We start from the raw sequence: 19,036 nt of genomic DNA, 5'->3' as shown, positions 1-19,036 counted from the left end.
GACCGACAATGGTACGGGATTATTCCGCATTCCTTCCGCCCAACATTACGGGCGGCGGGCAAGAACGACACTTATCGCCACTCGAAGCACTCGGCTGGCAACCCTTTTTCGCAACGCAGATCGGCACCGACGAGTTAGCCGAGACACCGCCCGTCCGGGTCGTCGAAGTGCATCGCAGTGCGCTGCATATCATCGGCGAGAGCATCGACGAGACGATCCCGCCCTTGCCGGATGCAACCGTTGGCGACTGGGTATTGCTCGATCGCGGCCATCCCCAATCGAGCCGGGTGCTGGAACGAAAGAGTCTCGTCAAACGCCGCGCTCCGGGTACGGATCGACAGGTCCAGCTGATTGCCGCCAATATCGACACGGTCTTCATCGTGTCGTCCTGCAACCAGGATTTCAACGTCGCACGCCTGGAACGCTACATCGCCCTCGCATTTGAAGCGGACATCACACCGGTTGTCGTCCTCACGAAAGCCGATCTGGTTTCCGATGTTCAAAGCTATGTCGATCAGGCCAGCGCGATTTCGGAACTGATCTCGGTCGTTACGCTCGACGCGCGGGGCGGCGAACCAGGGGAAAAGCTGAAAGACTGGTGCAAGCCCGGTCAAACGGTCGCGTTTCTCGGATCCTCCGGGGTCGGCAAATCGACCCTGACCAACGCCCTGGCCGGGATGCAGTCGATTGAAACGCAGCCCATCCGGGAGGACGACGCCAAGGGCCGGCACACGACCACGAGGCGGCAACTGCATTTCGTGCCGGGCGGTTGTCTGGTGCTCGACACGCCCGGGATGCGCGAACTGCAACTGACCGATGCCGCCGCCGGTATCGACAGTGTTTTTGCGGATATTCAGGCGCTCTCGGCGCAATGCCGGTTCAACGATTGCGAGCACAGGACGGAACCGGGATGCGCAGTTCTAAGCGCCGTTGAGCGCGGCGATATCGATGAGGCTCGGCTTGGCCGATGGCGCAAGCTCAAGGCGGAAGAGGCATTCAATTCGGCCAGCCTCGCCGAGCGCCGGACGCGGGACAAGGCGTTCGGAAAAATGGTTCGCGAGATCAAAAAAGCAAAAAGCCGGAAAGGAATGGGGCGATGACAGTCGGCAAGGCGGGCCGAATTGGCTGGCACAATCTCCTCACCAGCAACCGGCAGCGCTCGATTGCCCCTTATTAAGATGTCGCAGGCTGGCTTTACGAAACCGAGCACGCGACGGATTTCGACTGGGGCGGCAGCGATGCAGCTTAGCTGCCGTCCCCCTTAAAGAAATGATTCCGAGGCGGTCAGACCGCACGGAAGGATGAGCGTTCACTTTTGTCGCTATGGGACCAGCGATTTAGAGAGGTAATGGGAGGCGTGGCCTTTCGGACGATTGTTCAGTGTCGCCATATGCTCGTACCCATGCCGCTCGTAAAACGGTTTAGCTTGCCAACCTGTTGTCTCGACAAACGCGTTCTCGCACTGATTCTGCAGCGCGTACCTTTCAGCATCCTCGATGAGCTTTTTTCCGATTCCCAGACCGCGACTTTCCTCCGACAACCAGAGAAGTTCTATATGCAACGTGTTCCAAAAGCATGTGGCGCGAATTCCACCCAACACTTTTCCGGTCTCGCTTTTTGCGAAGACGAAAAATTTTTTCTCCGAGTCAGGCGGCTCCAAATCCGGGACCGTCTCATTGTTGAAGCGGATGATTCCCTGACTAAGAACGTCGGCGTCCTTCTTCGAAGGATCCGATACTGTTTCTATATACATTGACTTGTTCCTATCTCGCGATCGCCTCTCGGCTATCGTGTGAACACCCTTTTCCCAACCAAATCCGACCGATGTCGAACGGCACAGGCGAAACGCTATCCACCCCGATAAACGGGCAGCGCCAACCCTTTCCAGATCGCAAGTGCTCTCAAGGCAAAACCCGCCAGTGCGGACACGCCCGCCGCCACCGGCAGCATCACTCCCGCCGCGCTCAATCCCACGAACAACGCTGCCGCCAGTGCCGCCGCGGTCACATACAGTTCAGGCTTGAGGATAATCGAGGGCTCACCGGCCAGCACATCGCGGATTATGCCGCCAAGGCAGGCGGTGAAGATGCCCATCATCACGGCCGCGACCGGAGGAATCCCGAAGCTCAGCGCTTTCGCCGCACCGAACACCGCATAGGCCGCCATGCCGATCGCATCCAGCCAGTCGAGCGTCTTGCCACGCCAAAGCCGCGCCGGCGTTATCCAGACGAGCAAGGCAATCACGAGACAGGCGGTGAGTGGCCGTGTGTCTTCAATCCAGAATACCGGCGCGCCGATCAAAAGGTCGCGCACCGTGCCGCCGCCCACGCCCGTCGCCAGCGCAAAAAAGGCGAAGGTAATCAGCGTTTGCCTGGCCCGTGCAGCTGCTACCGCCCCGGTGGCCGCGAACAGGCCGATCCCGACAATATCGAGCGTCGAGAGCACAGGGCCGATGGGGAAATCGATGGAGGTCATATATTGCGGCCTTGAAGGAAAAGCGCGGTTTCGACAAGCTCAGCCTAAACTGTGTTAGCCTCTCTTCCGGCGCTTTTTCAAATAGCGCCAGGGCAGGATGATCGCGCCGAACAAAGTCATTAGCAGGGCGAGCAAGGCCGACCCGATCAGGATGGGATGGCTGGTATCCTCGCGCTCGCCCAGATCCATGATATGCAGGCCCCACATGAAATCGAACACGCGCCAGAGCCGAGTTCGGATGGCCAGCACATCGCCGGTCTCCGCATCGACATAAACATGATGCGTGTTGCCAAAACGGGCCTGCCAGGCCGGGCGGCCGCGGCGCAGATCCATCGGGTTGGCGTCGGCTTCAAAACGCTGCATCCGTGTCAGCGGCTGGTCTCCGGCATAGGCGGCTTCGGCGATCCGCGCGGCTTCCTCGCTCGTAAGCTGCGGCGGGAGATATGCGCCGGTTGCGACCGAAGCGCGCCGCCCGCCGCCATCGGCATAGCGGATGATCCACTGTGCGCCCCCGGGACGCTGGGTCAGTTCGACGGTCCGAACACCGCGAATATTGCTGTCGATCCGGGGAAAAACAGGCGGGTTTTCCGGCGTTGCAACCGGCGGTGCCTCCGCACGCAGATGGGTTCCGCGCACGGTTTCGATGGGCTGGGCGACCATGAATAGGCCCGATATCGTCCAGAGCAACAGCGGAACGCCGGCAAGCCAGCCGAGCCAGATATGCCATTCCATCAGTCTCAGGCGCATCGACGTTTCCCTCCCGGGTCCGCTTTCGCCCTATCTGAAGGAAGGGTCAAATATGGATCGGCTTGCCCTGCACGGCCATTGCCGATTCCTTCAGCGCTTCGGCATGCGTCGGATGGGCATGACAGGTATAGGCGATGTCCTCGCTCGTCGCGCCGAACTCCATGGCCTGAGCGGCCTGTGCGATCATCGTTCCGGCCAGCGAGGCTATGATGTGTACGCCGAGCACCCGGTCGCTTTGCGCATCGGCGACAACCTTCACGAAACCGTCGGTATCGCGGTTGGTCTTGGCCCGGCTGTTGGCCATCATCGGGAATTTACCGACCTTGACCTCATGGCCGCGTTCCTTCGCCTCTTCTGTCGTCAGGCCGACCGAGGCGATTTCAGGCATCGTATAGACAACCGACGGGATAACATCGTGATTGATGATGCCGACCTGGCCGGCGATCCATTCGGCGACCGCAATGCCTTCATCTTCAGCCTTGTGAGCGAGCATCGGCCCGGGCACCACATCGCCGATAGCACGAACGCCATCGACGCTGGTGCGGAATTCGCCGTCGATCTCGATCTGGCCGCGAGCATTGGTTTCCAAACCGATCGCGTCGAGGCCGAGATTTTCCGTATTGGGTATCCGGCCTATGGAAACGAGCACGCAATCAGCCTCGATCGTTTCCGCATCGCCGCCCTTGGCCGGCTCCACGGTCAGCGTCGCCTTGGTCTTCGTCGCCTTGGCGCCGGTCACTTTGGTGCCAGTACGGATATCGAATCCCTGTTTCTTGAACAGCTTGGCGGCTTCCTTGCGCACATCGCCATCCATGCCGGGCAGGATCTGGTCGAGAAATTCGACCACGGTCACCTTCGCGCCAAGCCGCCGCCAGACCGAACCAAGCTCCAGCCCGATCACGCCGCCGCCGATGACGACGAGATGCTTGGGAACCTTGGGCAAAGAGAGCGCACCTGTGGAATCGACGATCACTCCGCCGGCATTGTCTATCTCGACACCCGGAAGCGGCGTCACCGAAGAGCCCGTCGCAATGACGATTTCCCTGGCGGTGTAGCTTTTATCGCCGATTTTCACGCTGTGCGCGTCGGTGAAGCTCGCATGGCCTTTCAGCCAGTCGACCTTGTTCTTCTTGAACAGATATTCGATGCCGCCGGTCAGTTCGCCAACAGCCTTTTCCTTTTCGGACAGCATCTGGGGCAGATCGAGCTTCGTACCCGTTACCTTCACGCCGAATTTTTCGAGTGCGCCTGAATGGGCTTCTTCGTACAGTTCGGACGCGTGGAGCATCGCCTTGGAGGGAATACAGCCGACGTTGAGGCATGTGCCACCAAGCGTTTCTCGGCTTTCTGCGCAGGCCGTTTTCAGCCCGAGCTGCGCCGCGCGGATTGCCGCCACATAACCGCCCGGCCCGGAGCCGATGATCAGGACGTCATAGTCGAATTTGTCAGCCATTATTTTTCCTCAAGCGCCAGGCGCATAATTCTAGAGATCGATCAGAAGCCGCATCGGATCTTCAAGCGCTTCCTTCATGCGCACAAGTGCGGTCACCGCTTCGCGGCCATCGACGAGGCGGTGATCGTAGGAAAGCGCAAGATACATCATCGGCCGCGCCGCAATGGAACCATCGGGCATGACGACCGGTCGCTGCTCGATGCGGTGCATGCCAAGGACTGCGGACTGTGGCGGGTTTATGATCGGTGTGGAGAGCAAAGACCCGAACACACCGCCATTGGAAATCGTGAAGGTGCCGCCCCTCATCTCGTCCATCGAGAGCGTACCATCCTTGGCGCGCTTGCCGAAATCGGCGATCGTATTCTCGATCTCCGCGAACGTCATCTGGTCTGCATTGCGGATAACCGGAACGACAAGGCCGTTCGGAGCTGAAACCGCGACAGAAACATCGACATAGTCGTGATAGACGATCTCATCGCCATCAATGCGTGCATTGACCGACGGTACATCGCGCAGGGCAAGGCAGGCGGCCTGTACGAAGAACCCCATGAACCCGAGGCGGATACCATGCTTCTTCTCGAACAGTTCCTTATACTGCTTACGGGCATCCATGACCGCAGTCATGTCGACATCGTTGAAGGTGGTGAGCAAGGCCGCCGTGTTTTGGGCATCCTTCAGGCGCTTGGCGATCGTCTGGCGCAGGCGCGTCATCCGCACGCGTTCCTCACGGCGCTCGCCCGATGCGACCGGCGCAGCGACTGCCGGTTCCACCCGCTCCATACTCGGCTCGCGCGCTTCGGCTTTTTCGGCTTTGGCAGCAGCCAGAACATCGTCCTTGGTCAATCGGCCATCTTTGCCGGTTCCATGAATTTTCGAAGGATCGACGCCATGTTCGAGCACCAGTCGGCGAACAGCCGGTGACAGGGTGAGCGGCTGGCTGTCGGGATCGGCGGCTGGCGGCGTTGCTTCGGCGGTCGCCGGTGCAGATTTCCCAGACGCATCCTTGGCGGCTTCCGCCTTGGCCGGCGCAGCGCCCTTGCTGTCGCCGATCCGCGCGATGACCGCACCGACTTCAATTGTGTCGCCGACCGCAACCACATGCTCCTGAAGCACGCCAGCCACCGGCGACGGGACTTCTACGGCCACCTTGTCGGTTTCCAGGCTGGCAATGGGTTCATCCCGGCCAACGGTTTCGCCAGGCTGTTTCAGCCATTCTCCGAGCGTTGCCTCGGTGATCGATTCTCCCAGTGTCGGGACCTGAACATCGGTTGCCATGCTATTTCTTTCCCTGACTATGGCCCAAAGCGGCTGCGACAAGCGCCTCCTGCTGTTCCTTGTGGCGTTTGGCGAGGCCGGTTGCCGGCGAAGCACTGGGCTCGCGTCCTGCATATTCCGCACGGTCAGTGCCGACACCGGCTTCTTCCAGACATTCCTCGATATAGTGGCGCGCGAACATCCATGCACCCTGGTTCTTCGGTTCTTCCTGGGCCCAGACCACCGTTTCGAGATTGGTCATCCGCTTCAGCCGCACCACCAGCGGTTCGCCCGGGAAGGGATAAAGCTGCTCAAGCCGCACGATCGCCGTATTCTTGTCGCTCGCCGCGTCGCGCGCTTCGAACAGGTCGTAGGCCACTTTGCCCGAACACAGGACGAGCCGTTTGACGTCTTTGTCCGCGGGCGCGCTGGGATCGGACTTGATCCGCATGAAATGGCTGTCGCCCAGAAAATCGTCGATATTCGAAACTGCAGCCTTGTGCCGAAGCAGGGATTTGGGCGTCATGATGACCAGCGGCTTGCGGAACGGCCGCAGCATCTGCCGCCGGAGTATATGGAAATAATTGGCAGGCTCCGTGATATTGGCGACCTGCATATTGTCTCCTGCGCAGAGCTGGAGGAATCGCTCCAGACGCGCGGAGCTATGCTCAGGCCCCTGCCCTTCATAACCATGCGGCAGGAGCATCACGAGACCGTTGGCGCGGAGCCATTTGGCCTCGCCGCTCGCAATGAACTGATCGATCATGATCTGCGCGCCATTGGCGAAATCGCCGAACTGCGCTTCCCAGAGTACGAGCGTTTTCGGATCGGCCAGGGCATAGCCATATTCGAATCCCAGCACGCCATATTCGGAAAGAGGGCTGTTCAGCACCTCGAACCGGCCGCCCGGCACATGCTTGAGCGGCGTATAGCGCTCGGCTGTATTCTGATCGACCCATTCGGCATGGCGCTGGCTAAACGTACCGCGCCCTGAATCTTGGCCTGAAAGGCGAACGTGAAAATCTTCGTTTACCAACGTACCATAGGCAAGCGCTTCCGCCGTCGCCCAGTCAAAATTCTCGCCGGTTTCGAACATCGCCCGCTTGGCATCGAGAATACGGCCGAGAGTCTTGTGGATATGCACGTCTTCGGGAACGGTCGTAAGAATATCGCCGATCGACCGTAACGTGCTTTCCTCGACGCCGGATACGACCCCTCGCCGCGCCGTTTCGGGATCCGCCGGAGCGCCGAGGCCGCCCCAGCGGCCGCCAAACCAGTCAGCCTTGTTCGGCAGATAATCGTTTCCCACCTCAAACTCGTCCTCGAGCAGGGCGTTGAACTCGTCGATGGCGCCATCGGCCCAGCTTTCATCGATCACACCTTCGGTGACCAGCCGATCGCCGTAGATTTTCGACACTTTGGGGTGCGATCGGATCGCCTTGTACATAACCGGCTGGGTGAAACTCGGTTCATCGCCTTCATTATGGCCGAAGCGCCGATAGCACCACATGTCGATCACTACATCGCGGCCGAATGCCTGACGAAATTCGATAGCAAGCTTGCAGGCAAAGGTGACCGCTTCGGGATCGTCCCCGTTCACATGGAGGATCGGCGCCTGGACCATCTTCGCGATATCCGACGGATAGGGGGACGAGCGCGCAAATTGCGGACTTGTCGTGAAACCGATCTGATTGTTGATGACGAAATGAATGCAGCCACCGGTATTGTATCCACGAATGCCGGAAAAACCGAAGCATTCCGCAACAATACCCTGCCCGGCAAAGGCGGCATCGCCATGGAGCAGGATTGGTAGCACTTCCTTATGGTCCGCCAGATCGTCGCGCATGACCTGCGTTGCGCGCACTTTGCCTAGCACAACCGGATCGACCGCCTCGAGATGCGAGGGGTTAGGAACCAGCGACATATGGACGCTGATCCCGTCAAATTCCCGGTCCGTTGACGTGCCGAGGTGATATTTGACGTCGCCGGAACCGCCGACATCTTCGGGATTGGCCGCGCCACCGGCAAATTCGTGAAAAATCGCGCGATAGGGTTTGGACATCACATTGGCGAGTACGTTCAACCGGCCGCGATGCGCCATGCCGAATACCATCTCTTCGACGCCATCCGCGCCGCCATATTTGATGATAGCCTCAAGCGCCGGGATCATGGATTCGCCGCCATCGAGCCCGAAGCGCTTGGTGCCTACATATTTCTTGCCGAGAAAGGTTTCCCATTGTTCGGCCTCGATGACCTTGCGCAGGATGGCCTGCTTACCCTCCGGGGTGAACTGAATGGAGTTTTCCTTGCCTTCCATCCGCTCCTGCAGAAACCGGCGTTCCTCCAGGTCGTTGATATGCATATATTCGAGGCCAACCGGGCCGCAATAATTGTCGCGCAGGATCGCCACGATCTCCCTGACCGTCGCGCTTTCAAGGCCCAGCGCCCCGCCCAGATAAACCGGCTTGTCGAGATCGCTCTCGACAAAACCGTGAAATTCCGGGGTCAGGTCGGCAGGTAGATCGCGTTCATGCAGTTTCAGCGGATCGAGATCGGCGGCAAGATGGCCGCGAACACGATAAGTGCGGATCAGCATCATGGCGCGGATCGAGTTACCCGCGGCACGCTCAATTTCATCGGCTGACAGTTTCGCGCGCGAATATGACGGAGCCGACGGTGCAGCAGCAGGTTCGGCGATCGTCATCTGGGTCGGATCGAGCCCGGCCATCAGCGTATCGGTGCCTGTCAGTGGCCAGTTGGCGCGCTGCCAGCTCGGCCCGTTGGCCGCTTCCTCCAGACCTTCGAAAAAGGAGCTCCAACTCGCATCGACTGCGTTCGGATCTTCAATGTAACGCCGATACAATGCTTCAACGAAGGACGGACTGACGCCTTCCAGCTCTGAGAAGTCTATGCCCTCATAGCCCATGAACTGTGATCCTTAGCTGTCCCACACCGTCAAACTGGCGTTGGGGGCCGTCTTTATCAACCTTTGAGCAATGCTGCGAGTGTCGTACCGAGTTCGGACGGGCTTGGGGAAACCGAGATACCGGCCGCCTCCATCGCCGCGATCTTGTCGTCAGCCCCGCCCTGTCCGCCGGAAACGATCGCGCCAGCATGGCCCATACGCCTGCCCGGAGGTGCCGTGCGCCCTGCGATAAAGCCGACCGTAGGCTTGGAACGGCCAGCCTTGGCTTCGTCGGCCAGGAACTGCGCCGCCTCCTCTTCCGCGCTGCCGCCGATCTCGCCGATCATGACAATCGATTCTGTTTCGTCATCTGCAAGAAACATCTCGAGCACGTCGATAAAATTGGTGCCGTTCACCGGATCGCCGCCGATACCAACCGCAGTCGACTGACCCAGGCCAACCGCCGTGGTCTGGTGTACCGCCTCATAAGTCAGTGTACCGGACCGGCTGACAACGCCAACCGAGCCCTTGGAGAAGATACTGCCGGGCATGATCCCGATCTTGCACTCGTTCGGCGTGAGGACGCCCGGACAGTTCGGCCCGATAAGCCGCGAACTGGACTGTTCCAGCTTCGCCTTGACCGTCACCATGTCGAGCACCGGAATGCCCTCGGTAATCGCGACAATCAGCGGGATTTCCGCTTCGATCGCCTCGATGATAGAGGCTGCGGCGAATTTGGGCGGCACATAGACAACGCTGGCATCGGCGCCGGTCGCATCACGGGCTTCGGCAACCGTGTCGAACACCGGCAGGCCGATATGTTCGGTCCCACCTTTGCCCGGCGTTACGCCGGCAACCATCTTCGTGCCGTAATCCAGACCCTGCTGGGTGTGAAATGTCCCGGTATCGCCGGTCATGCCCTGAGTGATGACCTTGGTATTCTTATCGACGAGAATGCTCATCGTGCTGGCTGTCCTGTTTTTCTGGAAGAGTTAGGCGAGTGAACCGTCAAGGCCCTTGCAGACCTCAAGCAGCTCTTTGACCGCATCGACCGAGACGTTGAAATTCGTGCGCGCTTCATCACCGAGTTCGATCTCGATTACCCGCTCCACGCCGTTGGCGCCGATGATTGTCGGCACGCCGACGTAGAGGTCATCAACGCCATATTCGCCGGTCAGATGCGCAGCGGCGGGCAAAACCCGTTTCTTGTCCTTCAGATAGCTCTCCGCCATCATGATCGCGCTCGTGGCAGGTGCATAATAGGCGCTGCCATTGCCGAGCAGGCCGACAATCTCGCCGCCACCCTTGCGGGTCCGGTCGACGATCGCGTCGATCTTCTCCTGCGTCGACCAGCCCATCTTGATGAGATCGGGAATGGGAATGCCGCCAACGGTTGAGTATGCCGGAACCGGAACCATTGTGTCGCCATGGCCGCCAAGCACAAAGGCGGTGACGTCTTCAACCGACACGCCAAACTCGTCGGCGAGGAAATGGCGGAAACGTGCGCTATCGAGCACGCCCGCCATGCCGCAAACCTTGCTGTGCGGAAGGCCGGAAAATTCGCGCAGCGCCCAAACCATCGCATCGAGCGGGTTGGTGATGCAGATGACGAAGGCGTCAGGGGCGTGTGTCTTGATGCCCTCGCCCACCGATTTCATCACCTTGAGATTGATTTCGATCAGATCGTCGCGGCTCATGCCGGGCTTGCGCGCCACGCCGGCGGTCACGATGCAGACATCGGCGCCCGCGATGTCGGCATAATCCTGCGTGCCCTTCAGCGTGCTGTCATAGCCTTCGACCGGACCGGCCTGCGATAAATCGAGCGCTTTGCCCTGCGGCATGCCCTCGGCAATATCGAACAGGACGACATCGCCCATTTCCTTCATTGCGGCGAGATGGGCGAGCGTGCCGCCGATCATACCTGCACCAATAAGCGCGATCTTTTTGCGGGCCATGATTATCCTCTTGTCTGCTGGCTAACGTCCCTGAAACGCGCCGGGCTTAGACCGTGAGACATGAGTCGGCAACCGTTCGCAGGTGCAAAAATGCGATGAATCTGACCGGGGCGGGAATGCTAGTCGGCAAGGGCCCGGATAAGGTCCGTCCAATGGTCGATATTATCGTACAGACTCTGCACCGGCAGGCGCTCATCACGGCCATGGGCGCGCTCGTCTTCGGGGCTGACAATCCAGGCGCCGTTTACGCCATAGGTTGGAATTCCGGCGGCCCGGAAAAACAACCCGTCGGTCGCGCCCGTGCTCATATTGGGGACGATAGCCGCGCCCGGATGCCGCGCATGGACGGCCTGTGTAAAGGCAGTGATGACATCCTCGCGGAGCGGCGAGGCATCCGTCGGCCGGGCAATCGCCACCGGCTCGACCGTGATATTGCTGGGTGCGGCGATCTCCCGCAATGTCGTCAGCACACTGGCGGGGTCGACACCCGGGAACATTCGGCAATTGACGGTCGCCTGCGCCATCTGGGGAAGCGCATTGTCGGCATGGCCGCCCTGCAGCCTGGTTGCGACGCAGCGCGTTCGCGTGGTGCCGACAAGGGTTGGCGATGCCTCTACGATGTCCGCAGCCTCACCGTCGGAAGGATCGGCGAGCCAGCGCTCAATCGCGGCCCGGACCTCGGGTTCCGCCGTTGCCGCCCGCGCAGTGAAATAGGCCCGCGTCGTTTCATTCAGCATAGGCTCAAACCGGTGGGCCTCGAGGCGACCCAGCGTGTGGGCAAGATCATAGATCGCATTGTCCGGCCGCGGGCGCGAGCTGTGGCCACCCGGATTGGTCGCGGTAAACGTGAAGGTCTGGTAGATTTTCTCAGCCGTCTGGATGCCGAAACCCAGCAATGTGCCATCGGCAAGATAGGCGCCGCCGCCGGCGTCCGCATTCAGCGCCATCTCGACCTGCGACAAGTCGATCCATTCGGACGCAGCCAGTTCGGCGCCCTGCTGCGTCGTTTCTTCATCGCCCGTGAACACCAGAATGATATCGCGGGTCGGAGCAAAACCCTCGGCCCGGAGCCGCAACAATGCAGTGGTCAGGGCAACCACACCCTGCTTGTCGTCCGCCGTCCCGCGCCCGTAAAAATAGCCATCCTCTTCGATGAAGGTGAAGGGATCGCGCGACCAGTCTTCGGGCAGCGCCTCTACGACATCCATATGAGCGAGCAGCAAAATCGCCTTTTCACCGGACGGGTTGGCGGCGGGCCAGCGAACAACCATGGACTGCGTATCGGCATGGTCATGCACGGTTACATTATCGATCCCGGCTGCCTCGAGCTGCGCCTGGAGATAGGATACCAGCGCCGCCATCTGCCCGCGCCCGGCCACCGTCGGAATCTCGATCGCCGTCCGGTAAATTTCGCGGCCGCGTTCATGCCAAGGATCGGTCTGCGCAGAAGCCGCAGTGCTGGCAAGCAGGGCGGTGGCGAATAGGGCAAGGCGCATGGGCTGTCTCCGATTGACGATCGGCGCGAACCTTTGTCAGTTTCAGCCAGCGGGTCAACATATATGCGGCGCCGCTGTTAGCTCGAACCCGAGAGATCTTCATAGAACATCAGCGTGTTGCCATCGGGATCGAAAAAGGTCAGCAGCCTGACCATCTCGGGAATGGTCTGGATCGCCCCATCTTGCTTGATGCCCCTCGCATCGAGTTCCGCCTGCGCCGCTTCGATATTCTTCACGCCGAACGTCGGAGTGACGCCGCCTCCCTGCTTGACCTCTTCGACTTGGGACAATCCAAGATTGACCTTGTCGACCGATGTCGAGAGTTCGGCCCAGGCAATGTCATCCATGCGATAGAGCAGCGCAAATCCCAACACATCCTCATACCAGGATATCGCCTTGCCGAGATCGCTCACGCCAAGACCGCAAGTCAATCCGCCGTCAAACTCCATCGCCATGATTCGTCTCCTGATTTGATAGTCTTGTTTTTATACTATATATAGATTGAGTCAAACACGAACGGACCTCTCTATGCTGTTGATGCACGACATTCGGATTTTGGGAGAGCGGCGCTGGGCCGTACCAGTGCTCTCCGCGCTGGCAGACGAAGGCGGCGGCGGCCGCTTCGTTCTGCTGCTCAACCGGGTCGGGTGCGCGCGATCGGCGCTGGCGAGCACACTGGACCATCTCAAAACGAGCGGCTGGATCAAGCGCAATCCGGGCCATGGCCACCCCCTTCGCCCCGAATATCTTTTGACGCCCAAGGGAGCGGCTATCGCTAGCCAGGCGCAAAATATCGGAACTGTATCGGATCGACTAAACCTGACGCCAAGAGCGTTCCAGCGCTGGACGCTCCCGCTCACCTACGAACTGCAAGCATCGCCCCGCCGCTTCACCCAGTTGAAAAGCGAGCTCGCTCCAGCAACACCCCGAGCGCTTTCACTGACCCTGAAACAGATGATAGGAAACGATCTGGTTTCGCGCAGGATCGTCGAAGAATTCCCGCCCGCACCGCTTTATGATTTAACCGCCCGCGGCCGGGATTTGGCGCAAGCCCTATAGGGTCAGCGCTAAAGCTCGCTCACATACCGTGGCCGGAAGCCAGATAATCCTGTGACTGCATCTCGATAAGCCGCGAAGCCGTGCGCTCGAATTCAAACGCGCCATCGCCTTGGCCATAGAGATTCTGCGGCTCCGCATCGGCCGCCGCCAGCAGTTTGACCTTATGTTCGTACAGCGCGTCGATCAGCGTTTTGAAACGGCTGGCTTCGTTGCGTTTGTCCGGCTCCATCACCGGGATTCCAACAATCAGGACCGTATGAAATTTCCGCGCGATAGCCAGATAATCGGCAGCACCGCGCGCTTCCGCGCACAGCCGCTTGAATGAGAAAACAGCGACTCCTTTCAGGGATTTAGGCACATGGAGCGTCCGCCCGCCAGGGACGGCAATATCTTCGCTGGGAACATGTTCGGCATCGTCGGGCGAATAATCCGTCAGACGGAAAAAGGCTTCGCGCAGCTCCGCTGTGGCCGCCTCGCCATTGGGCACATACCATGTCGGCATGCCGCCCAGCCGCTCCAGCCGATAATCGGTCGGTCCATTGAGCGATACGACTTCCAGACGCTCTTCTATCAGGTCGATAAAGGGCAGAAACAGCTCGCGGTTGAGGCCATCTTTGTACAGATCGCCCGGCGGGCGGTTGGATGTCGTGACGACCGTAACCCCCTTCTCCAGCAGCGCCGTGAAGAGACGGGAGAGAATCGCGGCATCGGCCGTGTTGTTGACGACCATCTCGTCCAGCGCGAGCAGGCGGGCACTATCGCGGATCGCATCGGCCACCGGCAACACGGGATCGCCCTTTTCCTTGGCGCGTTCGACGCGCAGCCGGTCATGGATTTCGAGCATGAATTCGTGGAAATGCACGCGCCGTTTGGAGGGCATGTCGAGACACGCGTAGAAAAGATCCATCAGCATGGATTTGCCTCGTCCGACGCCGCCCCAGAGATAGACGCCGCGAACGGGATCCGGCTTCTTGCCCAATGTCCGCCAGAGCACGCTGCCGCGCCGCGGCGCCTGTTCCAGTTTTTCCGTCAATTGAACCAGATGTTGGACCGCCCGTTGCTGATCGTCATCGGGCCGAAGCTCCCCGGCTTCGACCAGTGACCGGTAGCGCGCGGCAAGGGCGGTCATCGGGGAGGGCTCGCCTTGCGGATGGTTCCCGAAAACGCGGCAACCTTCACCTCTTCCTGCACCACCAAGCCGCGCAAGAAGACGAGCCGTCCCGTTTCGCGCAGGATCTCCACCTCGGCGTCCAGCGGCTTGCCGAGCATGCCGGGCGCCATGAACTGGCATGTCAGATCGAGGGTCACCGAACGCCCCGCATGCTGAATGCCCAGCATGCGCGACCCGGCGAAGAGGGATATATCGACAAAGCTCATCACCACGCCACCATGGACGGCGTCCGCGAGATTGCTGTGAATCCGCTGCGGCCAGATCCGGCAACGCGCGGTCGTTTCGCTTTCCTTGCGGACGCGAAACGGGCCCAATATCTGATTGAAACGCTCTTCTTCCCTGATCTCCCAGATCATCCAGCCCGGATTTTCAGGGTCGGGCTCGTGACGAAATTTGGATTCGGACAAGAGAGCTCCGCTCCGCTCAGACCGAGCGTTCGAGCAGCATCTTCTTGGTTTCGGCGATCGCTTTGGCCGGAGACAAGCCCTTGGGGCAGACATTGGCGCAGTTCATGATCGTGTGGCAGCGATAGAGTCGGAACGGATCTTCAAGTTCGTCCAGTCGTTCGCCGGTATGTTCGTCACGGCTGTCCGCGAGCCAGCGATAGGCCTGCAACAGGATAGCCGGGCCGAGGAACTTGTCGCTGTTCCACCAATAGCTGGGGCAGCTTGTCGAGCAGCATGCGCACAGGATGCATTCATACAGACCGTCCAGTTTTTCGCGATCTTCCGGCGATTGCAGCCGTTCCTGGCCGGAGGGCTCAGGCGTTTCTGTTTTCAGCCAGGGCTGGATCGACGCATACTGGGCGTAAAAATGCGTGAAATCGGGAACAAGGTCCTTGATCACATCCATCGCCGGCAGCGGCGTGATCGTGACTTCCTTGCTTTTGCAATCTTCGATTGCCGTGGTGCAGGCCAAGCCGTTCTTTCCGTCGATATTCATCGAACAGGAACCGCAAATACCTTCGCGACAGGAACGGCGGAAAGTGAGCGAGCTATCCTGCTCGCCTTTCATCTTGATCAGCGCATCGAGCACCATCGGGCCACATTCGTCGAGATCGATTTCAAACCGGTCATAATGCGGGTTCTCACCACTGTCGGGGTCATAACGATAGACTTTGAACGTCTTGGTCCGGGCGCCATCCGATTTATGCACCTCGCCCTGCTTGGTGATCCTGCTGTTCTTCGGAAGCACAAATTGAGCCATGGTTCGTTCATTTCCCTCGCGTTTGAAAGCGGGATAGCGCCTCATTCCGCCATGCGGAAGGGGGAAGTGCGGTACATTTTCTTCAGCCGGCGAAAAAACCGCATCCGGCAATGCCGGTTCGGTGCCTCCTTAATCGGTCAACGGCCGATAAGGCCGTTGCGCCGCAGGCTGTCGGCCAAAATCGTTTCGATCAGTTCGGCCTGGGTCAGGCCGGCAAGCTTGGCGGCGCGGCCAAACACTTTTTCCGACCACAGGTTGCAATTGAGATTGACTTCCAAAAACTGCACATCGCCGGTTTCGCGATCCAACCGGAACTCAAAGCGGCCATAATCGAACGGTCTGAACTCCCGAAAAAGCCTGGTCGTCAATTCCGCAATTTTGGGAACCCATTCTGCATCCTCGAACGGATCAAGCGAATATTTCTGTGCACGGTCGACAAGATCGCGTTTCTCATAATAGGTTCTGAGATGCGTCGGGTCGGCCTGCTGGAAAATGAGCATCGGCAGGATTTCGGGGTCACCGGTCGTGATGACCGGCACCTCCACATCGCTGCCATTGAGAAACGGCTCGACAATCGCATCATGGCCCTGATTATGGATATCGGCGACTGCATGGGCGACACCATCCCAATTGGTCGCATCCTGCACGCCCCATGAGGCGGACGAAGCGTTGGGCTTGATGACCAGCCTTTCGCCCTCCGGACAATCGGCTTCGTCCACCGGCGCGCCGCGGCGATAGATCGCCCAGGGCGAAGTCGGTACGCCGGCGCGCACGGCAACGAGTTTCGAAAGATGCTTGTCATCGGAGAGCCCGCGAATGATCGGGCTGGCACCGAGATAGGGTATCCGGTGCATGTTGCAGAGCAACGGGCCGAGCATCTCGGAATTCACGAAACCCGCGCGGTTGAGCAAGGGAAAGACAAAATCGACATCGGGCCGGGTGATGAGCGCATCGAAACTGTTGGCAAGCGTCAGATTCAGGCCCAATTCTTCGAGGATGCTGCGCGTCTCGTGATGATAGAGCGCATGGTTGCCATCCTCCGGATGAAGGCCGCCGTCCCAAAGCGCATGTTTGGCAATGAACATGATGCGCAGCCGCTCTTTTGCTTCCTGTGGAATCACGAGCGGTTCGATGGTTTGGAACACAGATTTATCCTGAATATTGCGACCCCTGCCGGCGCTTGTAGCCGCCACCGGGGCGCTTCGCCAATAGCTGACTGTGCAAGGTTGGGCGGTTGGGTTAGAGCATATCGCCATGCGGTTGAATGATTGCCACAATAGTGAGGATTTCCGGAGACTTGCGAAACTGCGCCTGCCCGGCCCTGTGTTCCATTATATCGATGGCGGAGCCGATGACGAAGCGACTCTGCGCCGCAACACGGCTGCATTCGACGATTGCGATCTCGTCCCCAATGTCCTGGCAGGGGTCCAGGACATAGACATGTCGACAACGGTCATGGGCCGAAAAATCGCCATGCCGCTTTTCCTCTCGCCGACGGCGCTCCAACGGCTTTTTCATTGGCAGGGAGAAAGGGCAGTGGGCCGGGCAGCGGAAAAATTCGGCACATATTTTGGCATTTCCTCGCTCGCGACCGTCAGCATCGAAGAGATCGGGGCCGACTATGCCTGCCCCAAAATGTTTCAGCTCTACATCCACAAGGACAAGGGACTGAACCGGGCGATGGTCGAACAGTGCAAGGCCGCCAAATTCGATGCCCTCACGCTCACCGTCGATACGATCGTCGGCGGCAATCGCGAACGCTGCCTGCACACCGGCTTTACCTCGCCGCCCCGTATCACCCCGCACTCCTTTCTGAGCTACGCCGCCAAACCCGCCTGGGGATTGAACTATCTGCTGCGCGAAAAGTTCGAGCTTCCCAATCTCAGCGGCCATGTCGCCGAAGGCAGCAATGTGGCGCTGTCGGTCGGCGAATATTTCTCGACGATGCTCGACCAGTCGCTCGATTGGGAAACAGCGGCGCAGATCCGCGCCGAATGGGGCGGTGAGTTCTGCCTGAAAGGCATCATGTCGGTTGACGACGCTCGGCGCGCTGCGGATATCGGCGCGACTGCCATCATGGTCTCCAACCATGGCGGTCGCCAGCTCGATGGCAGCCGCGCACCGTTCGACCAGCTTGCCGAAATCGTCGATGCGGTCGGCGACAGGCTCGACGTAATCTGCGACGGCGGCATACGGCGCGGCAGCCATGTGCTCAAGGCGCTCAGCGTAGGCGCCAAAGCCTGTTCAGGCGGTAGATTATATCTCTATGCCCTCGCGGCGGCCGGTCAGCAGGGCGTGGAACAGGCGCTGGGCAATCTGCGCGCTGAAATCGAGCGCGACATGAAATTGATGGGCGTTACATCGGTCGACCAGCTCAACCGGAACAATCTGCGCTGGCGATAGAGAAATCCGCTCTTGCCGCTAGGCCGTGGCCGTAACCAGCCAGACCGCGCCGTCCAGAACGACCGATCCGGTCGCGTCGTTGAAGGGAGACAGCGCATCGTAAATGGCTTTGCGCGCTTTGGCGCGGCCGGCCTCGTCCAGCTCAAGCATGGCCCGGGAACCCGGCCCAACCTGGCAGGCGAAGTCCGTCGCGTCGTCCAGACCGTGCGCACTCAGCCTTATCGGAATGTCATGGCCGGCGATCCCGATATCGCGAAAACCGGCGGACGCCAGAATATCGGTAACCCGGTCCCGGTCTGAAAAGGCGAAGGGGCCGGGCGCATGCGGATCGACCGGTGCAGGGTCCGCCAGCAGGGGCTTGACCGCCAGTGCGGGAACCATCGCCCAGGGATTGCGAGCCGGGGCCTGCCAGCAGACAAACAGGAGCCTGCCGCCCGAATTCAGGTTCGCGCGAATATTCTCAAAAGCTGCGTCGGGATCGTCAAAAAACATCACTCCGAAACGGGAAACGGCGGCGGTGAAGGCCGGATCGCCGCGAAATTCGCCGGCATCGGCAGCCAGAAATGTCAGATTTTCCCGCGCCCGGAACTGGGCGCCCGCGATCATCGTCTCGGATAGATCGATACCTGTTACTTCGGCGCCTTGCTCGGCCAGCCACTCGGAAACCGCGCCGGTTCCGCATCCAATGTCTAGCACCCTTTCACCGGCTGCAACCGCCGCAGCATCGACCAGAACGGAACTTGCCGGGGCCAGCATCTCATCGAGACGCGCCTGGTGTTTCACCCAGTTTGGACCGCCCTGTTCGTTCCAATAGTCGCGCTGATCGTCGTTCGGCATGGTGCGAATGTCCTTCGGTATGGGGCGATCAAATTAATCTGAGGAAACGGTTCCGCTCGCCCGGTCCGGGCCGAT

At 59.8% G+C, this 19,036-nt stretch carries 18 protein-coding genes; 3 read left to right on the top strand and 15 right to left on the bottom strand.

Features of this window, described 5'->3' with window-relative positions:
- The first annotated feature begins 8 nt into the window (after positions 1–8).
- On the top strand, positions 9–1,100 hold the full coding sequence (gene rsgA, locus DFR46_RS13075) for a ribosome small subunit-dependent GTPase A (RefSeq protein ID WP_116236839.1): 1,092 nt from the start codon (positions 9–11) through the stop codon (positions 1,098–1,100).
- Positions 1,101–1,321: 221 nt separating this feature from the next.
- Here the strand turns inward: rsgA and DFR46_RS13070 are convergent, their stop codons facing one another.
- The 10 genes from DFR46_RS13070 to DFR46_RS13025 all read right to left on the bottom strand — a co-directional run bounded on the left by DFR46_RS13070 (position 1,322) and on the right by DFR46_RS13025 (position 12,740).
- On the bottom strand, positions 1,322–1,753 hold the full coding sequence (locus tag DFR46_RS13070) for a GNAT family N-acetyltransferase (RefSeq protein WP_116236838.1): 432 nt from the start codon (positions 1,751–1,753) through the stop codon (positions 1,322–1,324).
- Between the two features lie 95 nt (positions 1,754–1,848).
- A complete protein-coding gene (locus DFR46_RS13065; RefSeq protein WP_116236837.1) occupies positions 1,849–2,475 on the bottom strand; it encodes a trimeric intracellular cation channel family protein in 627 nt (208 codons plus the stop codon).
- A gap of 54 nt (positions 2,476–2,529) precedes the next feature.
- The gene (locus DFR46_RS13060; RefSeq protein ID WP_116236836.1) at positions 2,530–3,222 is read right to left on the bottom strand and encodes a PepSY domain-containing protein; all 693 of its coding nucleotides are present in this window, start codon (positions 3,220–3,222) and stop codon (positions 2,530–2,532) included.
- Positions 3,223–3,268: 46 nt separating this feature from the next.
- Complete coding sequence (lpdA, locus tag DFR46_RS13055) at positions 3,269–4,675, bottom strand: dihydrolipoyl dehydrogenase (protein ID WP_116236835.1); 1,407 nt, start codon at positions 4,673–4,675, stop codon at positions 3,269–3,271.
- Between the two features lie 30 nt (positions 4,676–4,705).
- Entirely contained in the window at positions 4,706–5,950 is a 1,245-nt protein-coding gene (odhB, locus tag DFR46_RS13050; protein WP_116236834.1) for a 2-oxoglutarate dehydrogenase complex dihydrolipoyllysine-residue succinyltransferase, read from the bottom strand.
- Between the two features lies 1 nt (position 5,951).
- Positions 5,952–8,855 carry a 2-oxoglutarate dehydrogenase E1 component gene (locus tag DFR46_RS13045; protein ID WP_116236833.1) on the bottom strand — a complete coding sequence of 968 codons (2,904 nt, stop codon included), beginning with the start codon at positions 8,853–8,855 and terminating at the stop codon, positions 5,952–5,954.
- A 56-nt stretch (positions 8,856–8,911) separates the two neighbouring features.
- Positions 8,912–9,796 carry a succinate--CoA ligase subunit alpha gene (gene sucD / locus DFR46_RS13040; RefSeq protein WP_116236832.1) on the bottom strand — a complete coding sequence of 295 codons (885 nt, stop codon included), beginning with the start codon at positions 9,794–9,796 and terminating at the stop codon, positions 8,912–8,914.
- 30 nt (positions 9,797–9,826) lie between these two features.
- The gene (gene mdh / locus DFR46_RS13035) at positions 9,827–10,789 is read right to left on the bottom strand and encodes a malate dehydrogenase (RefSeq protein ID WP_116236831.1); all 963 of its coding nucleotides are present in this window, start codon (positions 10,787–10,789) and stop codon (positions 9,827–9,829) included.
- Between the two features lie 119 nt (positions 10,790–10,908).
- Positions 10,909–12,285, bottom strand: coding sequence for a M20/M25/M40 family metallo-hydrolase (locus DFR46_RS13030; protein ID WP_116236830.1), 1,377 nt, complete (start codon positions 12,283–12,285; stop codon positions 10,909–10,911).
- A 77-nt stretch (positions 12,286–12,362) separates the two neighbouring features.
- Positions 12,363–12,740 carry a VOC family protein gene (locus DFR46_RS13025; RefSeq protein ID WP_116236829.1) on the bottom strand — a complete coding sequence of 126 codons (378 nt, stop codon included), beginning with the start codon at positions 12,738–12,740 and terminating at the stop codon, positions 12,363–12,365.
- A 73-nt stretch (positions 12,741–12,813) separates the two neighbouring features.
- On the opposite strand from DFR46_RS13025, the gene DFR46_RS13020 reads away from it, so the two are divergent.
- Positions 12,814–13,344, top strand: a complete 531-nt coding sequence (locus tag DFR46_RS13020; RefSeq protein ID WP_116236828.1) for a winged helix-turn-helix transcriptional regulator — start codon at positions 12,814–12,816, stop codon at positions 13,342–13,344.
- A gap of 19 nt (positions 13,345–13,363) precedes the next feature.
- Here the strand turns inward: DFR46_RS13020 and zapE are convergent, their stop codons facing one another.
- The 4 genes from zapE to DFR46_RS13000 form a co-directional block, all read right to left on the bottom strand.
- Positions 13,364–14,473 (bottom strand): cell division protein ZapE, encoded by a 1,110-nt coding sequence (gene zapE, locus DFR46_RS13015; RefSeq protein ID WP_116236827.1) that lies wholly within the window; start codon positions 14,471–14,473, stop codon positions 13,364–13,366.
- Positions 14,470–14,922 carry a PaaI family thioesterase gene (locus DFR46_RS13010; protein WP_245953854.1) on the bottom strand — a complete coding sequence of 151 codons (453 nt, stop codon included), beginning with the start codon at positions 14,920–14,922 and terminating at the stop codon, positions 14,470–14,472. The genes zapE and DFR46_RS13010 overlap by 4 nt, the downstream gene beginning before the upstream one ends.
- Positions 14,923–14,938: 16 nt before the next feature.
- Complete coding sequence (locus DFR46_RS13005) at positions 14,939–15,721, bottom strand: succinate dehydrogenase iron-sulfur subunit (RefSeq protein WP_116237350.1); 783 nt, start codon at positions 15,719–15,721, stop codon at positions 14,939–14,941.
- Between the two features lie 137 nt (positions 15,722–15,858).
- Positions 15,859–16,866, bottom strand: a complete 1,008-nt coding sequence (locus DFR46_RS13000; protein WP_245953853.1) for a D-alanine--D-alanine ligase family protein — start codon at positions 16,864–16,866, stop codon at positions 15,859–15,861.
- Positions 16,867–16,975: 109 nt separating this feature from the next.
- Here DFR46_RS13000 and DFR46_RS12995 point away from each other — a divergent pair, with 109 nt between their 5' ends.
- On the top strand, positions 16,976–18,124 hold the full coding sequence (locus tag DFR46_RS12995) for an alpha-hydroxy acid oxidase (RefSeq protein ID WP_116236824.1): 1,149 nt from the start codon (positions 16,976–16,978) through the stop codon (positions 18,122–18,124).
- A gap of 18 nt (positions 18,125–18,142) precedes the next feature.
- Here DFR46_RS12995 and DFR46_RS12990 read toward each other — a convergent pair whose 3' ends face one another.
- On the bottom strand, positions 18,143–18,961 hold the full coding sequence (locus tag DFR46_RS12990; protein ID WP_116236823.1) for a class I SAM-dependent methyltransferase: 819 nt from the start codon (positions 18,959–18,961) through the stop codon (positions 18,143–18,145).
- Between the last annotated feature and the right edge of the window lie 75 nt (positions 18,962–19,036).

This window comes from Parasphingopyxis lamellibrachiae (assembly GCF_003385775.1).
GTDB lineage: Bacteria > Pseudomonadota > Alphaproteobacteria > Sphingomonadales > Sphingomonadaceae > Parasphingopyxis > Parasphingopyxis lamellibrachiae.
Note: the sequence above shows the minus strand (reverse complement) of the source record. Positions and strands in the feature narration are given on the sequence as shown.